A 22,284-nucleotide genomic window follows, 5' to 3' on the forward strand; every position below is an offset into this window, starting at 1 on the left:
CAGGCTCCGGAAACGAAAAACGCCTGCCGGTAAAGGCAGGCGTCTCGATCGTAGCCAGCGGGCCGCGAACCCGGCAGTCGGCCGGACGGCCAGTGTCAGTGCGCGTGCGGTGCGCCGCGGCGCCGCCTGAGCGCGTAGCCGGCCGCCACGACGAACAGGGCGCCCGCCATGCTCGCGCCGTAGATCGCGGGTGCCGTATCGAGCACCGGCCAGCGGTCGCCGACCGGGTCGTTCACGATCAGCCCGCCCGCGATCCAGCCGAGCAGCGCGGCGCCGAGCGTGACGACGATGGGGAAGCGGTCGAGCAGTTTCAGCACCAGCGTGCTGCCCCACACGATGATCGGCACGCTGACGACGAGCCCGAAGATCACAAGCGCCATCCGATGCGACGGATCAGCCTGCTCGGACGCGCCCGCGATGGCAATCACGTTGTCGAGGCTCATCACCGCATCGGCGATCACGATCGTCTTCACGGCGTCCCACAGCCGGTCGGCCGGCTTGATGTGGTCGTGCGCGTCGGCGGCCGGCGCCATCAGCTTGACGCCGATCCACAGCAACAGCAGCCCGCCGCCGATCTTCAGGAACGGCACGTCGAGCAGCGCGACCGCGAACGTGATCAGCGCGACGCGCAGCAGGATCGCACCCGCGGTGCCCCAGACGACGCCGCGCAGCCGCTGGCTCGCCGGCAGGTTGCGGCAGGCGAGCGCGATCACGACCGCGTTGTCGCCGCCGAGCAGGATATCGATGATGACGATCTGGAGAACGGCGCCCCAGTGCAGCGACGCGAGGAATTCGAGCATGGGGAAGATGTGCAGGGCTTGGCCGCCCGGCGGGCGGCCCGGTTCATCGCCGGCACATGCGCGACGCATGCCCGGTGCTTACGAATTCATTGCGCGAGCATAACAAAAAACGCCGGCAAAGCCGGCGTTTTCTGCAGGACGAACCCACGTGGAAATATTACAGCGCCTTCTTCAGCAGACGGCCCATTTCCGACGGGTTGCGCGTGACGGTGATGCCGCACGCTTCCATGATTTCCAGCTTCGCTTCGGCCGTATCCGCACCGCCCGAGATCAGCGCGCCGGCGTGGCCCATGCGCTTGCCCGGGGGCGCCGTGACGCCCGCGATGAAGCCGACGACCGGCTTCTTCATGTTGTCCTTGATCCACTGAGCGGCGTTGGCTTCGTCCGGACCGCCGATTTCGCCGATCATCACGACCGCATCCGTATCCGGATCGTCGTTGAACATCTTCATCACGTCGATGTGCTTCAGACCGTTGATCGGGTCGCCGCCGATACCGACTGCCGACGACTGGCCGAGGCCGAGTGCCGTCAGCTGCGCAACGGCTTCATACGTCAGCGTGCCCGAACGCGACACGACGCCGATGCGGCCCTTGCGGTGGATGTGACCCGGCATGATGCCGATCTTCAGTTCGTCCGGCGTAATCGTGCCCGGGCAGTTCGGCCCGAGCAGCAGCGTCTTGCGGCCTTCGCGACGCATGCGGTCCTTCACTTCGATCATGTCGCGGACGGGAATGCCTTCCGTGATGCAGATCGCGAGATCCAGGTCGGCTTCGACCGCTTCCCAGATCGCAGCAGCTGCGCCTGCCGGCGGAACGTAGATGACCGACACGGTCGCGCCGGTTTCTGCCTTCGCTTCCTTGACGCTTGCGTAGATCGGAATGCCTTCGAAATCTTCGCCGGCCTTCTTCGGGTTCACGCCCGCGACGAATGCTTCGCGGCCGTTTGCGTATTCACGGCAGGCGCGCGTATGGAACTGACCGGTTTTGCCGGTAATGCCCTGCGTGATGACCTTCGTGTCCTTGTTGATCAGAATCGACATGTATTTTGACCTCTGTTCGATTGGCGTCGCGTGCAAGCCGCGCCGCCATGCGTGTTCAATAGCGCGCTTACTTGCCTTCGGCAGCCGCGACGACCTTCTGCGCGGCTTCTTCCATGCTGTCCGCCGAGATGATCGGCAGGCCCGAGTCGGCCAGCATCTTCTTGCCGAGGTCCTCGTTCGTGCCCTTCATGCGCACGACGAGCGGCACCTTCAGGTTCACGGCCTTCGAACCGGCGATCACGCCTTCCGCGATCACGTCGCAGCGCATGATGCCGCCGAAGATGTTCACGAGGATCGCCTTCAGGTCCGGGTTCTTCAGCATCAGCTTGAACGCTTCCGTGACCTTCTCGGTCGTCGCGCCACCGCCGACGTCCAGGAAGTTCGCCGGCTCGCCGCCGAACAGCTTGATGGTGTCCATCGTCGCCATCGCCAGGCCTGCGCCGTTCACGAGACAGCCGATGTTGCCGTCGAGCGAGATGTACGCGAGGTCGAACTTCGACGCTTCGATTTCAGCCGGATCTTCTTCGTCCAGATCGCGGTACGCGACGATTTCCGGATGACGGAACAGCGCGTTCGAGTCGAAGTTGAACTTCGCGTCGAGTGCGATGACCTTGCCGTCGCCGGAGACGTTCAGCGGGTTGATTTCGGCCAGCGACGCGTCGGTTTCCCAGAATGCCTTGTACAGGCCTTGCAGGATCGCACGTGCTTGCGGAATCGAGGCAGCCGGCACGCCGATCTTCGCGGCGAGGTCGTCAGCCTGGGCGTCCAGCAGGCCGGTCGACGGCTCGACGATGACCTTGTGGATCAGTTCCGGGTGCTTTTCGGCAACTTCTTCGATGTCCATGCCGCCTTCGCTCGAACCCATCAGAACGATCTTTTGCGTCACGCGATCAACGACGAGGCTGACATACAGTTCCTGCTTGATGTCGGCGCCTTCTTCGACCATCAGACGGTTGACCTTCTGGCCTTCCGGACCGGTCTGGTGCGTGACGAGCTGCATGCCGAGGATCTGGTTCGCGTATTCGCGAACCTGCTCGATCGACTTCGCCACCTTCACGCCGCCGCCCTTGCCACGGCCACCCGCGTGAATCTGAGCCTTCACGACCCAAACCGGGCCGCCCAGCTCTTCCGCCACCTTGACGGCCTCGTCAACCGAGAACGCCGGCTTGCCGCGCGGTACCGCGACTCCGAATTTCCGCAGGATTTCCTTACCCTGGTACTCGTGAATCTTCATGCGTGATTCCCTTCAGTCTGAGAGTTGGATGAAAAGTCGCTTAAGACGCTTCTTCGAATGATTTCCGTTCATTCCTTCGTGCTGCCGTCAACGGGCGAGCCCGGCCGTTCCGCGCCATACCAGCGCGGGTAGAACTGCCGCACGACCTCGCCGTCGAACCGCAGCGCGCGGCAGCGGCCGAGCTGGAACGGCGGTTCGTCGTGCGCGCCGTCGTGATCCGGCCCTTCACCACCCTCTTCGCGCACGTTCCATACGTCACCGGCGAACGCCTGGATCGCTGCCGTCGGCAGCACGGCGCACAGTTCGGTGAGATGGGAGCAGCCTGCAACACCCGACAGCAGTCGGTTCGCATCGCGGCGGAAGTGGCGGAAAAGATTGAGCCCGATGAGGGCCCGATAGGCGGGAGGGGCGGATTGACACTGACCGGGATACGGCACCCATTCCGAAGACGCTTCGGCGTCGACGACATTGAGTTCACGATCGATAGTCACGCGCAGCCAGAGTTCGTGGATCGGCAGGCCCTGGGGCCGGATGCCCGACGCAAGCGCGACATCGCGCGGCTTGTGGTCGGTCAGGCAGGCTTCAATGTCCCACAAGCCGTCGCCGCGCTCGTAAGCTTCCGCTCGGATTGCGCGTTGATGTCGCAACTGACGGGGCACGGGCTCGGATAGCGGCATGCTGGAGGTTGAGGCCGAAGAGGAAAACCCATGGATTTTAGCATATTGGGTATTTGAGACAGTTTGACGCGACGGCGGGTATTCCCGCCTGTCCGGAAGCGGTTGCATTGCAGCAAAATCGCGCGCCGCGCACGCGACCGGCCGGGTCAGTCGTCGATCGGGAAATCGTCGCCGACCTTCAGCAACTTCACGATGGTCGCGCTCGAGAAGCCGCGTGCGGCGAGAAAGCGTGCCTGCTTCGCACGCTCTGCCGGCGTTTGCGGCAGTGCACCGAATTTCTTGCGCCAGACCGCCTGCGCACGGGCCCATTCGGTCTCGCGCAGCTGCGCGTTCACCTCCTCGACGAGGACGTCGCCGACCGCATGGCGCTTCAGTTCGCTGACGATACGCGCGACGCCGACGCGCGACGCGCGGCGATTCACGAGACTCTCGGCAAAGCGTGCGTCGGACAGCCAGCCGTCCTTTTCCAGCGCATCGAGCACCGGCTCGACGGATTCGTCTTCGCCGACGTACGGCGCGAGCTTGCGCGCGAGTTCCGTGCGGCTGTATTCACGCCTCGACAGATAACCGAGTGCGCGGCCTTTCAACGAACGCGGCGGCTTCGACGACTTGCGCTCCCCCGCGCCCGGATCGTCGCCGGAAGAAGTGCCGGACCCACGGCGCGTGCGGCGCGGATGCTGGCTGCTGCGCGTATAGACGTCTTCCGTGGCGGGCGCGGACGCGTCGGATGCGCGCTCACCCGGGAAGCTGACACCGGACACGCGACGGCGGGGCCGGTCGTGTGCGTCGAACGATTCATCGTCGTCGAACGGATCGTCCGGCGCGGCAATCTCAAACGAAACGAGGGCATCGTCGGATGCCCTCGTCGCGGTGCGGTTCGCGGCATGGCTGCCTGCGCCCCGCTGATCGGCGCCCGAGGATCCGGCTCGCCGGCCGGAGCGACCCGCCGTTTCGGGCATGTCGCTCTCCTCCGGCTCGCCGGCCTGACCTCGGCGCGCGACCATCACTCTTCTTCGTCCACCGCCTCGGCTTCGTTGCTTGCGCCATCAGGCATTGCGACGACGCCAAGCGATTCGCGGATGCGGTTTTCGATCTCGCGTGCGATTTCCGGATTCTCGCGCAGGAATTCACGCGCGTTGTCCTTGCCCTGGCCGATCTTCTCGCCGTTGTAGCTGTACCAGGCGCCCGCCTTGTCGACGATCTTCGCCTGCACGCCGAGATCGATGATCTCGCCCTGACGCGAAATGCCCTCGCCATACAGGATGTCGAAGATCGCTTCGCGGAACGGCGGCGACACCTTGTTCTTGACAACCTTCACGCGGGTTTCGTTGCCGATCACCTCGTCGTTCTTCTTGATCGAGCCGATCCGGCGGATATCGAGACGCACCGACGCATAGAACTTCAGCGCGTTGCCGCCCGTCGTGGTTTCCGGGTTGCCGAACATCACGCCGATCTTCATGCGAATCTGGTTGATGAAGATCACCAGGCAGTTCGTGCGCTTGATCGTGCCGGTCAGCTTGCGCAGCGCCTGCGACATCAGGCGAGCCTGCAGGCCCGGCAGCGAATCGCCCATCTCGCCTTCGATTTCGGCCTTCGGCACGAGCGCCGCGACCGAGTCGATGACGATCATGTCGACCGAGCCCGAGCGCACCAGCGCATCGGTGATTTCCAGTGCCTGTTCGCCGGTGTCCGGCTGCGAGATCAGCAGTTCCGGCACGTTCACGCCGAGCTTCGACGCATATTGAACGTCGAGCGCGTGTTCGGCGTCGATGAACGCGGCCGTGCCGCCGATCTTCTGCAGTTCGGCGATGACCTGCAGCGTGAGCGTGGTTTTACCGGACGATTCCGGGCCGTAGATCTCGACCACCCGGCCGCGCGGCAGGCCGCCGACGCCAAGCGCGATGTCGAGCCCCAGCGAACCCGTGGAGACGACCTGGATGTCTTCGGCCGCCTCGCCGTCGCCCATGCGCATGATCGACCCTTTGCCGAACTGCTTCTCGATCTGCGCGAGTGCGGCCGCCAGCGCCTTGCTCTTCTCGGCGGTCATCCCGGAGCCTTTCTTGCTTTCTTCCATGAATCGTCCTTTGCTATGATGAGCAGCGTCTGTTAAAGGCGCGCCCGCTTTCAAGCGCCGCCCACGAATGCAGACACTGTATAAAAAAACAGTGTTTTATGCAAGCCCGCAATGCAGGCTGCGTTGTACACAAATAACTTCGGAGACAACCGCGCCGGCGCGAACACCCTGCCGGCCATCGGTCAGCAACATGCGAATTCTCATCGCCGAAGACGACAGCATACTCGCGGACGGCCTCACCCGGTCACTCCGCCAATCGGGCTATGCCGTCGACCACGTGAAGAGCGGCGTCGACGCCGATACGGCGCTGTCGATGCAGACATTCGACCTGCTGATCCTCGATCTCGGGTTGCCTAAAATGTCCGGGCTCGACGTGCTCAAGCGCCTGCGCGCCCGCAATTCCAACCTCCCCGTGCTGATCCTGACCGCCGCCGACAGCGTCGACGAGCGCGTGAAGGGGCTCGACCTCGGCGCCGACGACTACATGGCCAAGCCGTTCGCGCTCAACGAGCTCGAAGCGCGCGTGCGCGCGCTGACCCGGCGCGGCGCGGGCGGCGGCCCGACCGTCGTCCGGCACGGCTCGCTCGCGTTCGACCAGGTCGGCCGCATCGCGTATGCGAACGATCACGTGCTCGATCTCTCCGCGCGCGAACTCGGCCTGCTCGAGGTGCTGCTGCAGCGGATCGGCCGGCTCGTGTCGAAGGAGCAGCTCGTCGACCATCTGTGCGAATGGGGCGAGGAAGTCAGCAACAACGCGATCGAAGTCTACGTGCACCGGCTGCGCAAGAAGATCGAACCGAGCGGCGTACGGATCTCGACCGTGCGCGGCCTCGGCTATTGCCTCGAGAAGGCCGCGCCCGCCGCGCCGGCCGGCACGACAGCGCCCCAGCCCGCGGTGGCCGGCACGCCGCTGCGCTGAAGCCGGGCGTCGCCGCGATGGCCACGCCGGCCCATTCCCGCCACCCGACCGGTGCGCCGTCGTCGGCCGCCGACGACGCGCGCGACTCACGCTACGAAAACCCGTTCGCGCCGCCCGACGAAACCGACACGCCCGAGGCCCCGCGCCCGCGCTCGCTGTTCGGCGAAATCCTCGACTGGATGCTCGCGCCGCTGCTGTTGTTATGGCCGATGAGCATCGCCGTCACCTACCTCGTCGCGAAGACGATCGCGAACAGCCCGTTCGACCGTACGCTCGAGACCAACGCCTACGTGCTCGCGCGGCAGATCCACCCGGTGAACGGCGTCGCCGAGTTGACGCTGCCGGAGCAGACGCGCGACTTCCTGCGCGCGGACAACGTCGACAGCGTTTACTTCCAGGTGCTCGGCACCCGCGGCGAGCTGGTCGCGGGCGAAGCCGACATGCCGCTGCCGCGCGACGAGGATCGCCCGCCGCCGGGCGTCGTCGTGTTTCGCGACGACCTGCTGCGCGGCAACGACGTACGCGTCGCGTATACAACGGTCGAGCTGCCGCAATCGAGCGGCACGCAGCCCGTGCTCGTGCAGGTCGGCGAAACGCTCGACAAGCGCAACGCGCTCGCGAACGACATCATCAAGGGCGTGATCCTGCCGCAGTTCGTGATCCTGCCGCTCGCGATCCTGCTCGTCTGGTTCGGGCTGTCGCGCGGGCTCGCGCCGCTCAACGCGCTGCAGGCGCACATCCGCGCGCGGCGGCCCGACGACCTGTCGCCCGTCGAGGCGCAGCGCGCGCCGCCCGAGATCGAGCCGCTCGTCACGTCGTTCAACGACCTGCTCGCGCGGCTCGAACAGAACATGGCGCTGCAAAAGCGCTTCATCGCCGACGCCGCGCACCAGATGAAGACGCCGCTCGCGGGCCTGCGCACGCAGGCCGAGTTCGCGCTGCGCCACCCGGTTCCGCCCGACGTGCAGCGCTCGCTCGAGCAGATCGCGACGAGTTCCGAGCAGGCCGCGCGGCTCGTCACGCAACTGCTTGCGCTCGCGCGCGCCGAGAACCGTGCGAGCGGGCTCACGTTCGAGCCGGTCGAGATCGCCGCGCTTGCGCGGCGCACGGTGCGCGACTGGGTGCAGGCCGCGCTCGCGAAACGGATGGATCTCGGCTACGAAGGCCCGCCGGACGACACGCCGCTCGACGTCGACGGCAATCCGGTGATGCTGCGCGAGATGCTCGGCAACCTGGTCGACAACGCGATCCGCTACACGCCGGAAGGCGGCCGCATCACGGTGCGCGTGCACGCCGACCCGGCGGCGCGGTTCGTGCATCTCGAAGTCGAGGACACCGGCCCCGGCATCCCGGCCGCCGAACGCGAGCGCGTCGTCGAGCGCTTCTACCGGATCCTCGGCCGCGAAGGCGACGGCAGCGGCCTCGGGCTCGCGATCGTGCGCGAGATCGCCACGCAGCACGGCGGCACGCTGACGCTCGACGATCACGTCTACCAGCACGAACCGCGCCTCGCCGGCACGCTCGTGCGCATCAGCCTGCCGCTGGCCGAAACCGCCCCGGATTAACCCTGATACGCACCGCCGCGGCGCGCCGGAACCGCATCGAAACCGACGATTTACCGGACGTTCACGCCACAATCGGCACGTATGGCAGCTGATTCGGCGCGGGTTAACGCGCAGTCGTTTTGTGTGTGCAAGTCAGTGCGCCGTAAGTTTCCGTGCCAATAATCGTCGACAGGCCCGCCCACCCAAGGCGGCCGCACATCTATATCAAGGGACTTGGAGACGATTCATGGCAACGTTAGGCGGGCAAATTTCGCACTCGCCGATGACGGGCGAAGAGAAGAAGGTGATCTTCGCGTCGTCGCTCGGCACCGTGTTCGAGTGGTACGACTTTTACCTGGCCGGCTCACTCGCGGCCTACATCAGCAAGAGCTTCTTCTCCGGCGTCAATCCGACCGCCGCGTTCATCTTCACGCTGCTCGGCTTCGCGGCCGGCTTCGCCGTGCGCCCGTTCGGCGCGATCGTGTTCGGCCGGCTCGGCGACATGGTCGGACGCAAGCACACGTTCCTCGTGACGATCGTGATCATGGGTATCTCGACGTTCGTGGTCGGCTTCCTGCCCGGCTACGCGTCGATCGGCATCGCCGCGCCCGTGCTCTTCATCGCGATGCGGCTGTTGCAGGGCCTCGCGCTCGGCGGCGAGTACGGCGGTGCGGCGACTTACGTCGCCGAGCATGCGCCGGCGAACCGCCGCGGCTTCTACACTGCGTGGATCCAGACGACCGCGACGCTTGGGCTGTTCCTGTCGCTGCTCGTGATCCTTGGCGTACGCACCTTCATCGGCGAGGAAGCGTTCGGCAACTGGGGCTGGCGCGTGCCGTTCGTCGCATCGATCGCGCTGCTCGCAGTGTCGGTGTGGATCCGGCTGCAGTTGAACGAATCGCCGGTGTTCCTGCGCATCAAGGCGGAAGGCAAGACGTCGAAGGCGCCGCTGACCGAAGCGTTCGGCCAGTGGAAGAACCTGAAGATCGTGATCCTCGCGCTCGTCGGCCTGACGGCCGGCCAGGCCGTCGTGTGGTACACGGGCCAGTTCTACGCGCTGTTCTTCCTCACGCAAACGCTGAAGGTCGACGGCGCGAGCGCGAACATCCTGATCGCGATCGCACTCCTGATCGGCACGCCGTTCTTCCTGTTCTTCGGTTCGCTGTCGGACAAGATCGGCCGCAAGCCGATCATCCTAGCGGGCTGCCTGATCGCGGCGCTGACCTACTTCCCGCTGTTCAAGGCGCTCACGCACTACGCGAACCCGCAGCTCGAGATCGCCACGCAGAAGGCGCCGATCACGGTCGTCGCCGATCCCGCCACCTGCTCGTTCCAGTTCAACCCGGTCGGCACGTCGAAGTTCACCGACTCGTGCGACATCGCGAAGAGCGCGCTCGCGAAGGCGGGCCTGAACTACGAGAACGTCGCGGCACCCGCCGGCACGACCGCGCAGATCAAGGTGGGCGACACCGTGGTCGAAGCGTACGACGCCAAGGGAACCGATGCGAAGGCGAAGGGGGCGGCGTTCGACAAGACGCTCGCGACCACGCTGAAGTCGGCGGGTTATCCGGCGAAGGCCGATCCCGCGCAGCTCAACTGGCCGATGACGATCGTGATCCTGACGATCCTCGTGATCTACGTGACGATGGTCTACGGGCCGATCGCCGCGATGCTGGTCGAGATGTTCCCGACGCGGATCCGCTATACGTCGATGTCGCTGCCGTATCACATCGGCAACGGCTGGTTCGGCGGCTTCCTGCCGGCAACCGCGTTCGCGATCGTCGCGGCGAAGGGCAACATCTATTCGGGACTCTGGTATCCGATCGTAATCGCGCTGGCCACGTTCGTGATCGGGCTGCTGTTCGTCAAGGAGACGAAGGACACGAACATCTACGCGCAGGACTGATGCCGACGCGCGGGCGGGCGGCGGTTTCCGGATACGTTCCGGCTAACGGCAACCCGCCCCGCGACGAGGCCGGCACGGGCCGGAGGCACCTTTTTTCACGCAAGATGAAAAAAGGTGTTGACAGCAAAACGCCTCATCGGCATAATTTATTTCTTCGGCGAATTAGCTCAGTCGGTTAGAGCGACGGAATCATAATCCGCAGGTCCGGGGTTCGAATCCCTGATTCGCCACCAAATGCGAAAAGGGCCCAGCGCAAGCTGGGCCCTTTTTCATTTCGGCTCTGTCAACCGAGTGTCAACGCATTCCTCGGGACACCCTCCCTACACGCGCAGACTCTGCCTTAGCCTCGCGCAGCGCATCTGCCCCTAGTAAAGACTTAGTCTCCGTTGTATTGTTCGGTCTATGGTTAGACCCGCGCGCTTTCCTCGCTCGCGAGGGCAACCTCCCGCGCTCAAGGTTCGCCGGTGAAGGCGGCCTAACAACGTTAAGCTGCCTACAGATGCCGCAAAAGCCAAGTTCCTTCGTCGATCTCCAACAGCAGCTGGACAGCGAACGGCGCCTCGTGTCGTTCGACAGCTATGACATGACGATCCGACAGATCTATGACATGTTTTCTGAGGGCGCCATCTTTGTGCCGCCCGAGTATCAGCGTCAGTTCGTCTGGGACGAACCGAGGGAGTCTGAGCTCATAGAGTCAATATTCCTTGGCATTCCAGTGCCGAGTCTGTTTATGGCAACAAATCCCGATGCAACATGGGAAATTGTCGACGGCGTACAGCGATTGTCGACGATTGCGCACTTTGTCGGCGATAGTGCCAAACTGTTGAGCGGAATTAATCGAAAATCACCGTTAAAAGCAATAGATCTAGAAAAGCTCAGCGCATTGAATGACTTAACCTACGCCGAGCTTCCGAAATCAATGCAGCTGATGTTCATGACGCGCCCAATTCGCGTTACCGTCCTCAATGATAAGAGCGACTTGAACGTTCGCTTCGATCTCTTTGAACGCCTGAATACTGGCGGCGTTCTTTTGACAGATCAAGAAATACGGAACTGCATTTATCGCGGCCCATTTAACGACTCACTGCGAAAAATTGCCGCACTCCCCAATTTTAAGCAAGTCGTTCGCATTCGCGAAAGCGACTCGAAGAACGGTACCGCTGAAGAATACGCACTTAGGTATTTTTCATATCTGCACAATTACCAAAATTTCGAAAAAAGCGTAAAGGGTTTTCTGAACAATTACATGAAAGAAAATTCCGCAAAACCTATACCAGCTTCAAAAATCAGTCTGTTCAAGAAAGTTCTGGACATATTGGCCACGGCATTCCCTGACGGCATAAAGCGCGGCCAATCGACAATTACGCCAGCCAACTTGTTTGAGGCAATTTCCGCCGGAACAGCTCTCGCCATTCAAGCGAACGCCACACCAGACATTGATAAATTGCGAAGTCTTGTTAGTAACAAGGAGCTCAAAAAACTCACCACGGCCGGCACAAATAATAAGCGAATGGTAAGCGGGCGCATTGAGTTTGTACGAGATTTCCTGTTGTAATCATGGCACTCTCAATTCCGCGAGTCTCTATAGACGAAAGGTTCCGTGAGATTCGCACATTGCTTTCTCATATCAAAACCATGGAATCCACCGACTTGCCGCCGGTAGATTCGGAAGAGACAAAAATCCTTCGCGGACTCTTCTACGTGCACCTGTATGGCGCGTTGGAACAGTCCTTAAACGAAGCAACGGAAAGTTTTTTGAGAGCAATCGCCGCTCTCGGATTGAAGAACTGGGACTTATCCGTGCGTTTTTTGCCCACCGCAATGAATGCTAATTTTAAGGGCTTGGCAGATGCGCAAACTCAAAAGAGATGGCAGAAGCGAATAGATTTTGTTGATGCCATTTATAACGGCGACGCGTGTCGTATCGAGACATCAGTCTTTTCACCTCATTTACAAAACTCTGAAACAGAGACGATAGGTGATATTTTTTCGTATCTGGGTATTTCACCCGACGCGATAAAGACCGGCGCAGACCGATTCTACGTTGATGAGGTAGTGCAGAAGCGCCATCAGGTTGCACACGGTAGAGCGACGCCAGCTTCGGTTGGAGCGCGCGGACGCTCAACCGACTTAGAATTGCGGCTCGACGCCGTGAGGCGGACCGTTGAGTTGTTCGTGGAACTGTTAGAGAAGCATTACGATTCTCTGGACTTTCTCAATGCCCCAGCACAAGCGCGGCTGTTGGAAGGTGCATAACCGTATAGTACGGAGTCGACCGTCATGCTCGGGCTCCGCGAAAACCGGCGAAGTCGGTCCAAATTCTCGCATGCGAGAATGTTGCCCCGGTTCGATCCGGCACGTGCGCTTGCTAGATAGCCATATGTGCGAAAAAGATCGACATACGGGCTCTTTTTTTGGTATTGAATTGTCGCCACAATCACGTCGACCGCGGCAGTTGCAGCCTTGGAGCGCCGGTTCCGTAGTGGCCGCATGAGTGACTCTTCTATCGACGCAGCGGACGCTTCTTTGACGACCCGGGATCCGGAGAGCTGGTGACCGATGAAACGACGCATCACGATCGTCATCGCCGCACTGTTCACGCTGATCGGGCTCGTGCCCGTCACCGGCACGTTCGTCAACCTGTCGACGCCCGACCAGTTGCGCCACCTGCTGAGCTACGACTACATGAGCTTTGCGGACAGCCTCGTCGAACGCGACTTCGGCGATTTCGCCAACGACTTCTACGCGGGCGTCGCCCTGATGCTCGTCGGCGGCACCCTCTTCCTCCGGATCGAACGCATCGGCTCGATCGCCCGCATCGTCACGTCGCTGCTGTTTGCGCTGCTGGCCTTCAGCCTCATCTACGCGTGCCTGAATCCGCGCATCGGCATACGGCCGTTCTGATTGGCCGCCACTCGTGCAACCGGTCACACGCGCAGCGCACCAGGCTACGCCGCCACCGCCCCACGCCGTTCCTCCGCCGCTTTCCCCTGCACCCGCCCGCGCCAGTTCTCCCCGCCCTCCAGCGACGGCGTCGACTCGAACAGCTCCGCGATCCAGTCGGCGAACACGCGCACCTTCTGCGACAGATGCCGGTTGTGCGGATAAACGATCGAGATCGGCTTCGGCTTCGGATTGCAGTCCGGCAGCACCTCGACCAGCGATCCGTCGAGCAGGTTCGGCAGCACCATGAACAGCGTCGGCTGGATCATCCCGAACCCTTCGAGCCCGCACGTCACGTAGGCATCGGAATCATTGACCGTCACGCTCGCGTTCATCCGCACCTCGAACGGCTTGCCGTCGATCATGAACACCCACGGAATCGCTCGCGCGCCGTGGCTCGACCGGAAATTCACCGCATGATGCTCGGCCAGATCGGCAATCTCGTGCGGCTCGCCGTGACGCGCGAGGTAGTCGGGCGACGCGCAGGTCACGCGTTTGAGCATCCCGATCCGCCGCGCGACCATCGACGAATCCTCGAGCGGCCCGACCCGGATCATGCAGTCGATGCCCTCCTCGACCGGATCCACATAGCGGTCGGAAAGCCCGAGTTCGAGCGTGATGTCCGGATAGCTCTGCCGGAAAATCGACAGCGACGGCAACACGACGCGCCGCCCGAGCGAACTCGGCATGTGGACGCGCAGCACGCCGCTCGGCTTGCGGTTGCCGACCTGGAAACTCGCGTCGGCTTCCGCGATCTCCGAGATGATCTTCGTGCAATGCTCGTAGTACGCGGCACCCTCCGGCGTCAGCGACAGCCGGCGCGTCGTCCGGTGCATCAGGCGCACGCCGAGCAGCGCCTCGAGATTCTGGATGATGGTCGTCACCGACGCGCGCGGCATCGCGAGCGTGTCGGCCGCGCGTGTGAAGCTGTTCGCGTCGACCACGCGAGTAAAAACTTCCATTGCCTGGATTCGGTCCATGCTGCCCCCCTTCGAATCGCCAACGGAACAGAATAGAGCGCGCAGCGGGCGCGGCACAAGCCCCCAGCTATTGTTCTATCGTCCTGAATAGTTTCGGCATTTCGCACTGGAAAGCGATCGATTTCCGTTCAGTACCGGACGATATCCGCTCCGGCCCCGAGCCGAACCCCGTGTATCACCGCACGAACCGCTCGCGATACCCCTGCGGCGACACGCCCAGCACGCGCACGAAACTGCGCCGCAGCGTCTCCTCCGAACCGAATCCGCAACGCGCGGCGATCCGCTTGACCGGCCATGCCGTTTCGCCGAGCAGGCGCTGCGCGGCCTCGACGCGGATCTGCTCGACGGCGCGCGCGGGCGTGCGGCCGGTTCCCGCGCGATAGTGGCGCACGAAGCTGCGCTCGCTCATGCGCACGCGCTCGGCCAGCGCGGGCACCGACAGGTCGGCCGTCAGGTGCTCGGCCATCCACGCATGCAGCTCGCCGAACCGCTCGTCGGTGCGCTGCATCGACAGCATCGCGCTGAACTGCGCCTGGCCACCCGGACGTTTCAGGAACACGACGAGTTCGCGAGCGACGTCGAGTGCGGTCGCCCGCCCGAGATCCTCCTCGACCAGCGCGAGCGCGAGATCGATGCCGGCCGTCACGCCGGCCGACGTCCACAGCGCGCCCTCGCGGATGAAGATCGGGTCGGACTCGACGCGCACGCTCGGGTAACGCGCCGCGAATTCGTCGCAGCGCGCCCAGTGCGTGACCGCGCGCCGCCCGTCGAGCAGGCCGGCCTCCGCGAGCAGGAACGCGCCGGTGCAGACCGACGCGACGCGTCGCGCGCGCTCCGCCTGCTGCCGCACCCAGCGCACCAGCCGCGGATCCTGCGATGCCGCGTGCACGCCCTTGCCGCCGGCGACGATCAGCGTATCGGGAGCGCGCGCGGCCGAGCGCAACGACTCGGCCATCACGACGAGGCCCGACGACGTCTCGATGGGCCCGGCATCGGCCGCGACGACGCGGGGCGCATACGGCGCGGGCTGCCCGCGCTCCAGCGCGAGTTCGTTGACGGACGCAAACACCTGCAGCGGCCCCGACACGTCGAGCAGTTGCGCGCGGGGGAACGCGAGGACCAGGATCGAGCGCGGAGCGGCAGGCATGGCGATTGGCTGAAAACGTGGGGGATATGGCAATTTCGCCAAACACTACGCGCCTAGAATCGATCTGTCCATCATGTGCCGGCAACGGCGTGTGCCACTTCCACTCGGAGTCTTCGCATGACCATGCATATCGGCTTACTCGTGTTTCCGGGCGTCCAGCAACTCGATCTCACCGGCCCGCACGACGTGCTCGCGTCGCTACCCGACGCGGCCGTCCATCTGGTCTGGAAGTCGCGCGACGCCGTCGCGTCGAGCAGCGGCCTCGCGCTCGCGCCGACGACTACCTTCGACGACTGCCCGCCGCTCGACGTGATCTGCATCCCGGGCGGGATCGGGATCAACGACCTGCTGCTCGATGCCGAAACGATCGCGTTCGTACAGCAACGCGCGGCCACCGCACGCTACGTGACGTCGGTGTGCACGGGCGCGCTGCTGCTCGGTGTGGCCGGCCTGCTGCGCGGGCGGCGCGCGACGACGCACTGGGCGTTCCACGCGCTGCTCGAACCGCTGGGCGCGGTGCCCGTTCGCGAGCGCGTCGTGCGTGACGGCAACCTGATCACGGGCGGCGGCGTGACGGCCGGCATCGACTTCGCGCTGACGATCGCCGCGGAACTGGCCGGCGACGAAGAGGCGCAGGCGATCCAGCTGCAGCTCGAATACGCGCCCGCGCCGCCGTTCGACGCGGGCTCGCCCGACACCGCGCCGGCGGCGGTCGTGAAGCGTGTCACCGAGCGGTCGGCGGCCGGCTTCGCGAAGCGCAAGCAGATCATCGAGCAGGCGCTGCGCGCGACGTCGCGCTGAATGCGGGTACGGGGAAACTGGCTGGCAGACGACGCGCATTCGCGCAGGAGAACATATCGATGAACATCATCCGCAGCGCCACGTTCACCGCGGACCGCCCGTGGGGCGCGCTCGACATCGCGAACCTGAACGGCGTCACGGTCCGCCTGCACTGGACCGACCAGCCCTATCGATGGCACGTGAACGACGACGAGGAAGTGTTCGCGGTGCTCGACGGTCGCGTCGAGATGCGCTATCGCGAAGCAGGCGTCGAGCACGCGACGGTGCTCGAAGCGGGCGACGTGTTCCACGCGACGGTCGGCACCGAGCACGTCGCGCATCCGCTCGGCGAAGCGCGCATCCTCGTGATCGAGACCGAAGGCAGCGTCTGACGGCCGGCGGCCGTACGTCGATACAGCGCGGATGGCAACCGCATCCGCGCGGCGGGTTTCACCCCGTGATGGTGCCCGTCGCCTGCGACGCGATCAGTTTCGGCTGCGGCGTGCACAGGCACTGGCACAGGTCGTGTTCGAGCGCGACGACCTTGCCCATCACGGTCATCGTCCGCTCGCCGCCGTCCGACACGATCACGCCCGGCGACTTGCACGCGGCGCAGAACACGGGCGCGCCGAGATAGGCGAGCTCGCGTCCGTCGAACGACGAATTGGCGATCCCTTCGAGCACCACGCCGCCGTGGTCGGTGGTGTCGCCCTTCAGAATGAATTTGCGGCTCATGATGTCGGTTCTTCCCTCGGAAACGCCGCGCCGCGCGGCAGCGAGCCGCGCGCGGGCAGTCGGAATCCGCCCGTCGGTCGCGGGCGTCCCGGGAGCATATCACCCCGCGCGGCGGCCGCGTGCCGGTCGCCGCGGCGGCGCCCGTCAGAACTTGTGGCGAATCCCGATGCGCGCCATCAGTTGACGGTCGTTCGACGACGAATCGTCGGCGGCCGGATTGTAGGCATTGTCGAGCGCCGTCCCCGTCGATCCGTTCACCTTCATGTAGCTGCCCTGGATATACACGTCGGTCCGCTTCGACAGGTTGTAGTCCGCCATCAGGCCGACCGTCTGCCAATGCGGCCGGGATTTTCCGGCGGACGCGTCGAGCGACCCTTGCGTGTAGTAGTACATCGCGCCGAGCAGCAGCGCCGGCGTCACCTGGTACGTCGCGGCGACTTCATAGTTGTCGAACTTCAGGTGCGACACGGCCTGTCCCGCGGGCACGATCGAACCGCTGATGTACTGGAACGACGTCGGGTTCTTCATGTCGCTGTGCGTGTAGACGAAGCCAAGCATCGCCTTGCCGAGCTGATAGTTGATGCCCGCGCCGAACACCCGCTGGCGCTCCGCGAGGAAGCCCGCGTCGTCCGTGGTCACCGCGCCGACCGTGTTGGCGCCACCGCGATTGACGTTCAGGTATCCGATGCCGACCGTCAACGGACCGTTCGAATAGCCTGCGCCGACGCTCTGCGCATTGTTCAGCGAAAACTGGCCCGCGCTGTTCGAGAACGCGTAGGTCGCGCTCATCTGGAAGCCCGACAGATCGGCGCTGTAGAACTGCACCGCGTTGTCGAGCCGGAAGAAGTTGTCCGTGTTGTCGTTGCCGTACGGGTGATCGAAGATGAAGCCGCCCCAACTGCCGTTCGCGGTCAACGGGCCGAGGAATTCGACCAGCGAGTCGTACTGGCGGCCGAACGTCAGCGTACCCACCCCGTCTTTCGACAGACCGACATACGCCTGCCGGCCGAATTCGCGGCCGCCCTGGTTGAGCCGGCCGGTGTTGACGTCGAAACCGTTCTCGAGCCTGAACACGGCCTTGAACCCGCCGCCGAGATCCTCGCCGCCCTTGATCCCCCAGCGGCTGCCCTGCACGACGCCGCTCGACATTTCCCACGCCGAGTGGCCGTTCACGTTGCTCGTGTAGTTCACGCCTTCGTCGATCAATCCGTACAGCGTGACGCTGTTTTGTGCGAGCGCCGACGTTACCGCGCCGCCGGCCAGCAACAGGCCGATCATCTGCTTTTTCATGTTTCAGTCTCCTCCGATTTGCCGAACAGGCGGGACGGTCGACCGCGAGCGCGTACGACGCGCCCGTTGCACGCGTGCGCCGTCCCCGGCATGCGTCGGTGGATATTGCGAATCCGTCGGTCCCGCGTCAGACGCCCGGGAAACCCGGGCCGTCACGCTTACTCGCCGTAGATATCGAACGTGAAATACTTGCGCGCGAGCTTGTCGTACTCGCCGCTCTTGCGAATGGACGCGATCGCCTGATTGATCTTCGCCGCGAGCTGCGTGTCGTCCTTGCGGATACCGATCGCGACACCTTCGCCCGCTGCACGCTTGTCCTTGACTTCGGCGCCGGCAAACGCGAACGCCTTGCCGCGCGGCGTGCGCAGGAACCCCATGTCGGCCTGGACGGCCGCCTGGAACGATGCGTCGAGGCGGCCGGTCGTGAGGTCCTGATAGATCTGGTCGGTACCCGGATACGACACGACCTCCACGCCCTTCGACGCCCATTCGACCCGCGCATAGGTCTCCTGCAACGACCCTTGCTGAACGCCGATCCGGCGCCCCTTCAACGATTCCGCGGTCGGCTGCAACGTGGAGCCCGCCCGCGCGATCAGGCGCGGCGCACCCGAATAGAGACGGTCGGTGAAATCGATCTGCTGCCTGCGCGCCGGCGTGGCCGTCATCGCGGACAGGATCGCGTCGAACTTGCGCGCCTTCAGCGCGGGAATGATCGCGTCGAAGCCCTGCTCCACCCATACGCAACGCATACGCAGGTTCGCGCAGATCGCATTGCCGAGATCAACGTCGAAGCCGACGAACGAACCGTCGGGCAGCTTCGATTCGAACGGCGGATAGGTCGGATCGATGCCGAAGCGAAGGGTCTGCGGTTCACCCGCGGCAGCGAGCAGCGGAATGGCGCAGAGCGCGAACAGACTAGAGCGGACAAGGCGTTTCATGGTGTCTCCAAGCCAGGATGAGAAAGCACGTTCGCGCGTGGCACGAACGCGTTGCCGTCAATGTTTGTTCGATCGGCAGGCAGGCGACGGCGCCTGTCTGCTCCGGGTGAAGCGGGACCGCGTTACGCCAGGAAGCGTTCGACCAGCCGAACCCAGTAGCTCGCGCCGGTCAGCAGGATGTCGTCGTTGAAGTCGTAACCCGGGTTGTGGACCATGCATCCGCCCTTGCCGTCACCGTTGCCGATCAGCAGGTAACAGCCGGGGCAGCGCTCGAGCACATACGCGAAATCCTCGCTGTTCGTGATCGGCTTCATGTCGCGGACGAGTCCGCCGTCGCCGAGCCAGTCGCGAGCGACGGATTCGGCCAGCCGGGTCTCGTCGGGGTGATTGATCAGCACCGGATAACCACGCTCGTACTCGACCTCCGCCCGCGCGCCGAAACCCTCCGCGTGAGCGTGCGCAAGCGCGGTGATCCGCGCTTGCAGCAGGTCGCGCACGCCGGGATCGAGCGCACGCACCGACAGGCCGATGACGGCGGCGTCGGGAACGATGTTGGACGCACTGCCGGCGTGTATCGATCCGACCGTCACGATGGCCGTTTCGAGCGGATCGACATTGCGTGCCACCACCGTTTGCAGCGCCATGACGAGCGACGCGCTCGCGACAACCGGGTCGACCGTCTTGTGCGGGATCGCGCCGTGGCCGCCGTAACCGGCGATGCGAATCGTGACCGAATCGGCGGATGCCATGAAGGCGCCGCTTCGGAATCCGAACTGGCCAGCCGGCAAGCCCGGCATGTTGTGCATCGCGAATACGGCATCGCACGGGAAGCGCTCGAGCAAGCCTTCCTCGAGCATTCGCAGCGCGCCGCCGCCGCTTTCTTCCGCAGGCTGGAAGATCACGCGCACGGTACCCGAAAAGCACCGGTTCTGCGCCAGGTACCGCGCGGCGGCGAGGAGCATCGCCGTATGTCCGTCGTGACCGCAGGCATGCATGACGCCCGGGTTCGTGCTCGCATACGGCAACCCGGTTGCCTCGACGATCGGCAACGCGTCCATGTCCGCCCGGAGTCCGATCGTGCGTCCGGCGCCGTTGCCGAGCGTCCCGACGACCCCGGTATCGCCGATCCCGCCATGCACGTCGTAGCCCCACTGCGCAAGACGTTCCGCGACCAGTGCGCTCGTCGCGTATTCCTGGAAGCTCAGCTCCGGATCGGCATGAATCTGCCGACGCAGCGCGATCATCTCGCGTTCGATATCGCGCATGCCTTGCGGCACGAATTCATTGAACAGGTTGGACATGAAGAGGCTTCCGTGTAGGTCTGACAACCAAGGCGGAGCCGATCATAAGCAGCGCAATTCGTCCCCGGAAGCCGCAATTTGGTTATATTGACAACCATTGGTTATCACGGTGCACGGCGCGCCTATCGTATGAAAAATCATCAGATCCATGCATTGGTCGCGGTCGCCGACGCGGGCAGCATCCGGGCGGCGGCAAGGCTGCTCGGCGTATCGCAGGCCGCGGTGACGAAGGCGCTGCGCGAACTCGAGCAGGAGCAGAAACTGACGCTGCTGTCGCGCAGCTCGAGCGGCGTCAGCCTCACCGACGCCGGGCATACGCTACTGGGTCATGCAAGGCTGATCATCGGGCAGTTCGAACGCGCGAACGACGCGCTCGCGCGGCTGCGCGGCGATCAGACCGGCAAGCTCACGATTGCAGTCACGCCGCTTGTCATGCTGACGTTCATGACCGAAGCGATCACGCTGTTCCGCAAGCAGATGCCGAAGGTGCAGCTCGAGATCTTCGAGGGCCTGACGGCCGTCGCGTTGCCGCGGCTGCGGGAAGGCACGCTGGACCTGTCGGTCGTGCCGCTGACGTCGGTCGTGTCGAGCCGGGAATTCGATCACGAGCCGCTGTTCTCGTATCAGTCGTGCGTGGTGGCGCGGCGTGGCCACCCGCTCGCGAACCGGCGTTCGATTCACGACCTGCTCGAGCAGGACTGGGCGGTCAACTACACGGCGACCAGCTATGACGAGACGATGCACAACATCTTCTGGCAGCACGGCGCCGCGATCGACCGTTCCCGCCTCCATTGCGCCCATTCCAGTGCGCTGATGCTGGAACTCGTCCGCCGCAACGACATGCTCAGCCATTGCCCCGAGCCGCTGCTTCTCACCGACGCGATGCGCGACTGGGCGCAGCCGCTCAAGCTCGCCGAGCGCTTCGACGTCGGCCGCGTCGCCGTCATCGGCCTGCACAACGCGATGCGCAGCCAGGCAAGCCAGTGCTTCGTCGACAGCCTGTCGCAAACGATCCGCAAGCGCGGCCGCTCCGCCGCAACGGAGAACCGGCGGCTGTTCGATCAACTCGACCTGCTGCTTTGAACGAAGGCTTCCACGGCGCAAGTGGATTCGACGGCGCGGCGGCTTGCGGACGGCACGCCGGACCCGGCCGGCTATCGCACCTGAATCAGACGAACAGCGCGAAGCACAGCGCGGCGCCGCACAGATAGGTGCCGAGCGCACCGATAAAACGCACGGGATTCGGCGCGGCCATCGTCGGCCACGCGAGCAATCCGATCACGAGCAGGCAGCGGCACGCGGTCGCCGCGACGATCAGCGACAGGATCGCGCGCGACGGATCGTGCGCGCCGAAATAGAGAAACAGCACCGCGAGAAACGGCGCGTATTCGGCCGTGTTGCCGTGCGCGCGCACGACCTTGTGCAACCCGTTCGTCGGATCGGACGCGCACCCGGATCCGGTGGTGTGCCGAAAGCGCGTGACGGACACGACGAGCCCGAGCCCGAACAGCAGCAACCCGAGGATGGCCGTGCAAACCAGCGCGACGGGATGGATCGGCATGGGACTCCCGGCGAAAGCGGAAATGCGCCGCACATCCGGCGATGCTACCCGCGGCCGGCGCGCGCGACTATCGCGGAAACCCGTAGCGTCGCCGTGCGCTAACCGCGATTTCCGGAACAGGTTCCGTCCCGAATTGCCGCCGTGCGGCAGCGCACGAAACCGGTGCATTGTCCGCCTGCCCGACCGCCCGGGCCTGCGCGCCGACACCCTTGTCGCGCGGAACCTTCGGCGCGAAACGCGCAAACGTTAGCCTGCGACGGCGCGCGCCGCCGCACTGCAACGCCGGCTGCGGCGCGTCACAGGCACGCGCGTTGCGTCGGCGCATCTCGGTAGAGAACCACCCTTGGCAGCCCGCCGTTGAGGACTACACTAATCCTTAATGGGGTGCGGCCGGAGCCCGCGCCTTCAGGGAGACG

22 protein-coding genes and 1 tRNA gene are annotated in these 22,284 nt (G+C 64.4%); 10 read left to right on the top strand and 13 right to left on the bottom strand.

The annotated features are described in order from the left end of the window. Nucleotides 1-95: 95 nt before the first annotated feature. From H3H55_RS14365 to recA, 6 genes are all read right to left on the bottom strand, one after another. On the bottom strand, nt 96-800 hold the full coding sequence (locus tag H3H55_RS14365) for a TerC family protein (RefSeq protein ID WP_048242799.1): 705 nt from the start codon (nt 798-800) through the stop codon (nt 96-98). Between the two features lie 157 nt (nt 801-957). Then, nucleotides 958-1,839: a succinate--CoA ligase subunit alpha gene (gene sucD / locus H3H55_RS14370; RefSeq protein ID WP_010090788.1), complete on the bottom strand. Its 882-nt coding sequence runs from the start codon at nt 1,837-1,839 to the stop codon at nt 958-960. A gap of 67 nt (nt 1,840-1,906) precedes the next feature. Then, complete coding sequence (sucC, locus tag H3H55_RS14375) at nt 1,907-3,073, bottom strand: ADP-forming succinate--CoA ligase subunit beta (protein ID WP_048242663.1); 1,167 nt, start codon at nt 3,071-3,073, stop codon at nt 1,907-1,909. A gap of 68 nt (nt 3,074-3,141) precedes the next feature. Beyond that, nucleotides 3,142-3,750, bottom strand: coding sequence for a DUF2889 domain-containing protein (locus H3H55_RS14380; protein WP_193098970.1), 609 nt, complete (start codon nt 3,748-3,750; stop codon nt 3,142-3,144). Between the two features lie 146 nt (nt 3,751-3,896). Then, nucleotides 3,897-4,754 (bottom strand): recombination regulator RecX, encoded by an 858-nt coding sequence (recX, locus tag H3H55_RS14385; protein WP_193098971.1) that lies wholly within the window; start codon nt 4,752-4,754, stop codon nt 3,897-3,899. Next, nucleotides 4,754-5,824 carry a recombinase RecA gene (gene recA, locus H3H55_RS14390; RefSeq protein ID WP_048242666.1) on the bottom strand — a complete coding sequence of 357 codons (1,071 nt, stop codon included), beginning with the start codon at nt 5,822-5,824 and terminating at the stop codon, nt 4,754-4,756. The genes recX and recA overlap by 1 nt, the downstream gene beginning before the upstream one ends. Before the next feature lie 190 nt (nt 5,825-6,014). Between recA and H3H55_RS14395 the strand changes: the two genes are divergently transcribed. The 7 genes from H3H55_RS14395 (at nt 6,015) to H3H55_RS14425 (ending at nt 13,097) form a co-directional block, all read left to right on the top strand. Next, a complete protein-coding gene (locus H3H55_RS14395) occupies nt 6,015-6,743 on the top strand; it encodes a response regulator transcription factor (protein ID WP_129512882.1) in 729 nt (242 codons plus the stop codon). Nucleotides 6,744-6,760: 17 nt separating this feature from the next. Continuing rightward, on the top strand, nt 6,761-8,308 hold the full coding sequence (locus tag H3H55_RS14400) for a sensor histidine kinase (RefSeq protein WP_193098972.1): 1,548 nt from the start codon (nt 6,761-6,763) through the stop codon (nt 8,306-8,308). A 226-nt stretch (nt 8,309-8,534) separates the two neighbouring features. Next, a complete protein-coding gene (locus H3H55_RS14405; protein WP_193098974.1) occupies nt 8,535-10,193 on the top strand; it encodes an MFS transporter in 1,659 nt (552 codons plus the stop codon). Nucleotides 10,194-10,349: 156 nt separating this feature from the next. Beyond that, a tRNA-Met gene (locus tag H3H55_RS14410) sits at nt 10,350-10,426 on the top strand. A 266-nt stretch (nt 10,427-10,692) separates the two neighbouring features. Further along, nucleotides 10,693-11,748, top strand: a complete 1,056-nt coding sequence (locus tag H3H55_RS14415; protein ID WP_193098976.1) for a DUF262 domain-containing protein — start codon at nt 10,693-10,695, stop codon at nt 11,746-11,748. A 2-nt stretch (nt 11,749-11,750) separates the two neighbouring features. Further along, nucleotides 11,751-12,449 (top strand): MAE_28990/MAE_18760 family HEPN-like nuclease, encoded by a 699-nt coding sequence (locus H3H55_RS14420; RefSeq protein WP_193098977.1) that lies wholly within the window; start codon nt 11,751-11,753, stop codon nt 12,447-12,449. A 303-nt stretch (nt 12,450-12,752) separates the two neighbouring features. Beyond that, entirely contained in the window at nt 12,753-13,097 is a 345-nt protein-coding gene (locus H3H55_RS14425; protein WP_193098978.1) for a hypothetical protein, read from the top strand. Between the two features lie 44 nt (nt 13,098-13,141). Here the strand turns inward: H3H55_RS14425 and H3H55_RS14430 are convergent, their stop codons facing one another. Then, complete coding sequence (locus tag H3H55_RS14430) at nt 13,142-14,116, bottom strand: LysR family transcriptional regulator (protein WP_193098979.1); 975 nt, start codon at nt 14,114-14,116, stop codon at nt 13,142-13,144. A 175-nt stretch (nt 14,117-14,291) separates the two neighbouring features. Next, nucleotides 14,292-15,263 carry a GlxA family transcriptional regulator gene (locus H3H55_RS14435; protein ID WP_193098980.1) on the bottom strand — a complete coding sequence of 324 codons (972 nt, stop codon included), beginning with the start codon at nt 15,261-15,263 and terminating at the stop codon, nt 14,292-14,294. A 117-nt stretch (nt 15,264-15,380) separates the two neighbouring features. On the opposite strand from H3H55_RS14435, the gene H3H55_RS14440 reads away from it, so the two are divergent. Both H3H55_RS14440 and H3H55_RS14445 read left to right on the top strand, forming a co-directional pair. Further along, the gene (locus tag H3H55_RS14440) at nt 15,381-16,064 is read left to right on the top strand and encodes a DJ-1/PfpI family protein (protein WP_193098981.1); all 684 of its coding nucleotides are present in this window, start codon (nt 15,381-15,383) and stop codon (nt 16,062-16,064) included. Nucleotides 16,065-16,123: 59 nt separating this feature from the next. Continuing rightward, nucleotides 16,124-16,435 carry a cupin gene (locus tag H3H55_RS14445; protein ID WP_193098982.1) on the top strand — a complete coding sequence of 104 codons (312 nt, stop codon included), beginning with the start codon at nt 16,124-16,126 and terminating at the stop codon, nt 16,433-16,435. Between the two features lie 58 nt (nt 16,436-16,493). Here the strand turns inward: H3H55_RS14445 and H3H55_RS14450 are convergent, their stop codons facing one another. The 4 genes from H3H55_RS14450 to H3H55_RS14465 form a co-directional block, all read right to left on the bottom strand. Continuing rightward, nucleotides 16,494-16,778: a PAAR domain-containing protein gene (locus H3H55_RS14450; protein WP_048242675.1), complete on the bottom strand. Its 285-nt coding sequence runs from the start codon at nt 16,776-16,778 to the stop codon at nt 16,494-16,496. A 144-nt stretch (nt 16,779-16,922) separates the two neighbouring features. Next, the gene (locus H3H55_RS14455) at nt 16,923-18,068 is read right to left on the bottom strand and encodes a porin (protein ID WP_193098983.1); all 1,146 of its coding nucleotides are present in this window, start codon (nt 18,066-18,068) and stop codon (nt 16,923-16,925) included. Between the two features lie 158 nt (nt 18,069-18,226). Next, complete coding sequence (locus H3H55_RS14460; protein WP_193098984.1) at nt 18,227-19,006, bottom strand: ABC transporter substrate-binding protein; 780 nt, start codon at nt 19,004-19,006, stop codon at nt 18,227-18,229. 122 nt (nt 19,007-19,128) lie between these two features. Next, on the bottom strand, nt 19,129-20,307 hold the full coding sequence (locus H3H55_RS14465) for a M20 aminoacylase family protein (protein ID WP_193098986.1): 1,179 nt from the start codon (nt 20,305-20,307) through the stop codon (nt 19,129-19,131). A gap of 129 nt (nt 20,308-20,436) precedes the next feature. Here H3H55_RS14465 and H3H55_RS14470 point away from each other — a divergent pair, with 129 nt between their 5' ends. Continuing rightward, on the top strand, nt 20,437-21,390 hold the full coding sequence (locus tag H3H55_RS14470) for a LysR family transcriptional regulator (protein ID WP_193098988.1): 954 nt from the start codon (nt 20,437-20,439) through the stop codon (nt 21,388-21,390). A gap of 85 nt (nt 21,391-21,475) precedes the next feature. Here H3H55_RS14470 and H3H55_RS14475 read toward each other — a convergent pair whose 3' ends face one another. Then, entirely contained in the window at nt 21,476-21,868 is a 393-nt protein-coding gene (locus tag H3H55_RS14475) for an MAPEG family protein (RefSeq protein ID WP_193098990.1), read from the bottom strand. Nucleotides 21,869-22,284: the final 416 nt, after the last annotated feature.

The sequence above is a fragment of the Burkholderia sp. Z1 genome, from assembly GCF_014893795.1.
In the GTDB taxonomy this organism is placed as follows: Bacteria; Pseudomonadota; Gammaproteobacteria; order Burkholderiales; family Burkholderiaceae; genus Burkholderia; species Burkholderia theae.

What these genes read in the sequence shown, in the direction of transcription:
- H3H55_RS14365 (WP_048242799.1), bottom strand. Translation starts at nt 800, where the DNA reads ATGCTCGAATTCCTCGCGTCGCTGCACTGGGGCGCCGTTCTCCAGATC.
- sucD (WP_010090788.1), bottom strand. Translation starts at nt 1,839, where the DNA reads ATGTCGATTCTGATCAACAAGGACACGAAGGTCATCACGCAGGGCATT.
- sucC (WP_048242663.1), bottom strand. Translation starts at nt 3,073, where the DNA reads ATGAAGATTCACGAGTACCAGGGTAAGGAAATCCTGCGGAAATTCGGA.
- H3H55_RS14380 (WP_193098970.1), bottom strand. Translation starts at nt 3,750, where the DNA reads ATGCCGCTATCCGAGCCCGTGCCCCGTCAGTTGCGACATCAACGCGCA.
- recX (WP_193098971.1), bottom strand. Translation starts at nt 4,754, where the DNA reads ATGGTCGCGCGCCGAGGTCAGGCCGGCGAGCCGGAGGAGAGCGACATG.
- recA (WP_048242666.1), bottom strand. Translation starts at nt 5,824, where the DNA reads ATGGAAGAAAGCAAGAAAGGCTCCGGGATGACCGCCGAGAAGAGCAAG.
- H3H55_RS14395 (WP_129512882.1), top strand. Translation starts at nt 6,015, where the DNA reads ATGCGAATTCTCATCGCCGAAGACGACAGCATACTCGCGGACGGCCTC.
- H3H55_RS14400 (WP_193098972.1), top strand. Translation starts at nt 6,761, where the DNA reads ATGGCCACGCCGGCCCATTCCCGCCACCCGACCGGTGCGCCGTCGTCG.
- H3H55_RS14405 (WP_193098974.1), top strand. Translation starts at nt 8,535, where the DNA reads ATGGCAACGTTAGGCGGGCAAATTTCGCACTCGCCGATGACGGGCGAA.
- H3H55_RS14415 (WP_193098976.1), top strand. Translation starts at nt 10,693, where the DNA reads ATGCCGCAAAAGCCAAGTTCCTTCGTCGATCTCCAACAGCAGCTGGAC.
- H3H55_RS14420 (WP_193098977.1), top strand. Translation starts at nt 11,751, where the DNA reads ATGGCACTCTCAATTCCGCGAGTCTCTATAGACGAAAGGTTCCGTGAG.
- H3H55_RS14425 (WP_193098978.1), top strand. Translation starts at nt 12,753, where the DNA reads ATGAAACGACGCATCACGATCGTCATCGCCGCACTGTTCACGCTGATC.
- H3H55_RS14430 (WP_193098979.1), bottom strand. Translation starts at nt 14,116, where the DNA reads ATGGACCGAATCCAGGCAATGGAAGTTTTTACTCGCGTGGTCGACGCG.
- H3H55_RS14435 (WP_193098980.1), bottom strand. Translation starts at nt 15,263, where the DNA reads ATGCCTGCCGCTCCGCGCTCGATCCTGGTCCTCGCGTTCCCCCGCGCG.
- H3H55_RS14440 (WP_193098981.1), top strand. Translation starts at nt 15,381, where the DNA reads ATGACCATGCATATCGGCTTACTCGTGTTTCCGGGCGTCCAGCAACTC.
- H3H55_RS14445 (WP_193098982.1), top strand. Translation starts at nt 16,124, where the DNA reads ATGAACATCATCCGCAGCGCCACGTTCACCGCGGACCGCCCGTGGGGC.
- H3H55_RS14450 (WP_048242675.1), bottom strand. Translation starts at nt 16,778, where the DNA reads ATGAGCCGCAAATTCATTCTGAAGGGCGACACCACCGACCACGGCGGC.
- H3H55_RS14455 (WP_193098983.1), bottom strand. Translation starts at nt 18,068, where the DNA reads ATGAAAAAGCAGATGATCGGCCTGTTGCTGGCCGGCGGCGCGGTAACG.
- H3H55_RS14460 (WP_193098984.1), bottom strand. Translation starts at nt 19,006, where the DNA reads ATGAAACGCCTTGTCCGCTCTAGTCTGTTCGCGCTCTGCGCCATTCCG.
- H3H55_RS14465 (WP_193098986.1), bottom strand. Translation starts at nt 20,307, where the DNA reads ATGTCCAACCTGTTCAATGAATTCGTGCCGCAAGGCATGCGCGATATC.
- H3H55_RS14470 (WP_193098988.1), top strand. Translation starts at nt 20,437, where the DNA reads ATGAAAAATCATCAGATCCATGCATTGGTCGCGGTCGCCGACGCGGGC.
- H3H55_RS14475 (WP_193098990.1), bottom strand. Translation starts at nt 21,868, where the DNA reads ATGCCGATCCATCCCGTCGCGCTGGTTTGCACGGCCATCCTCGGGTTG.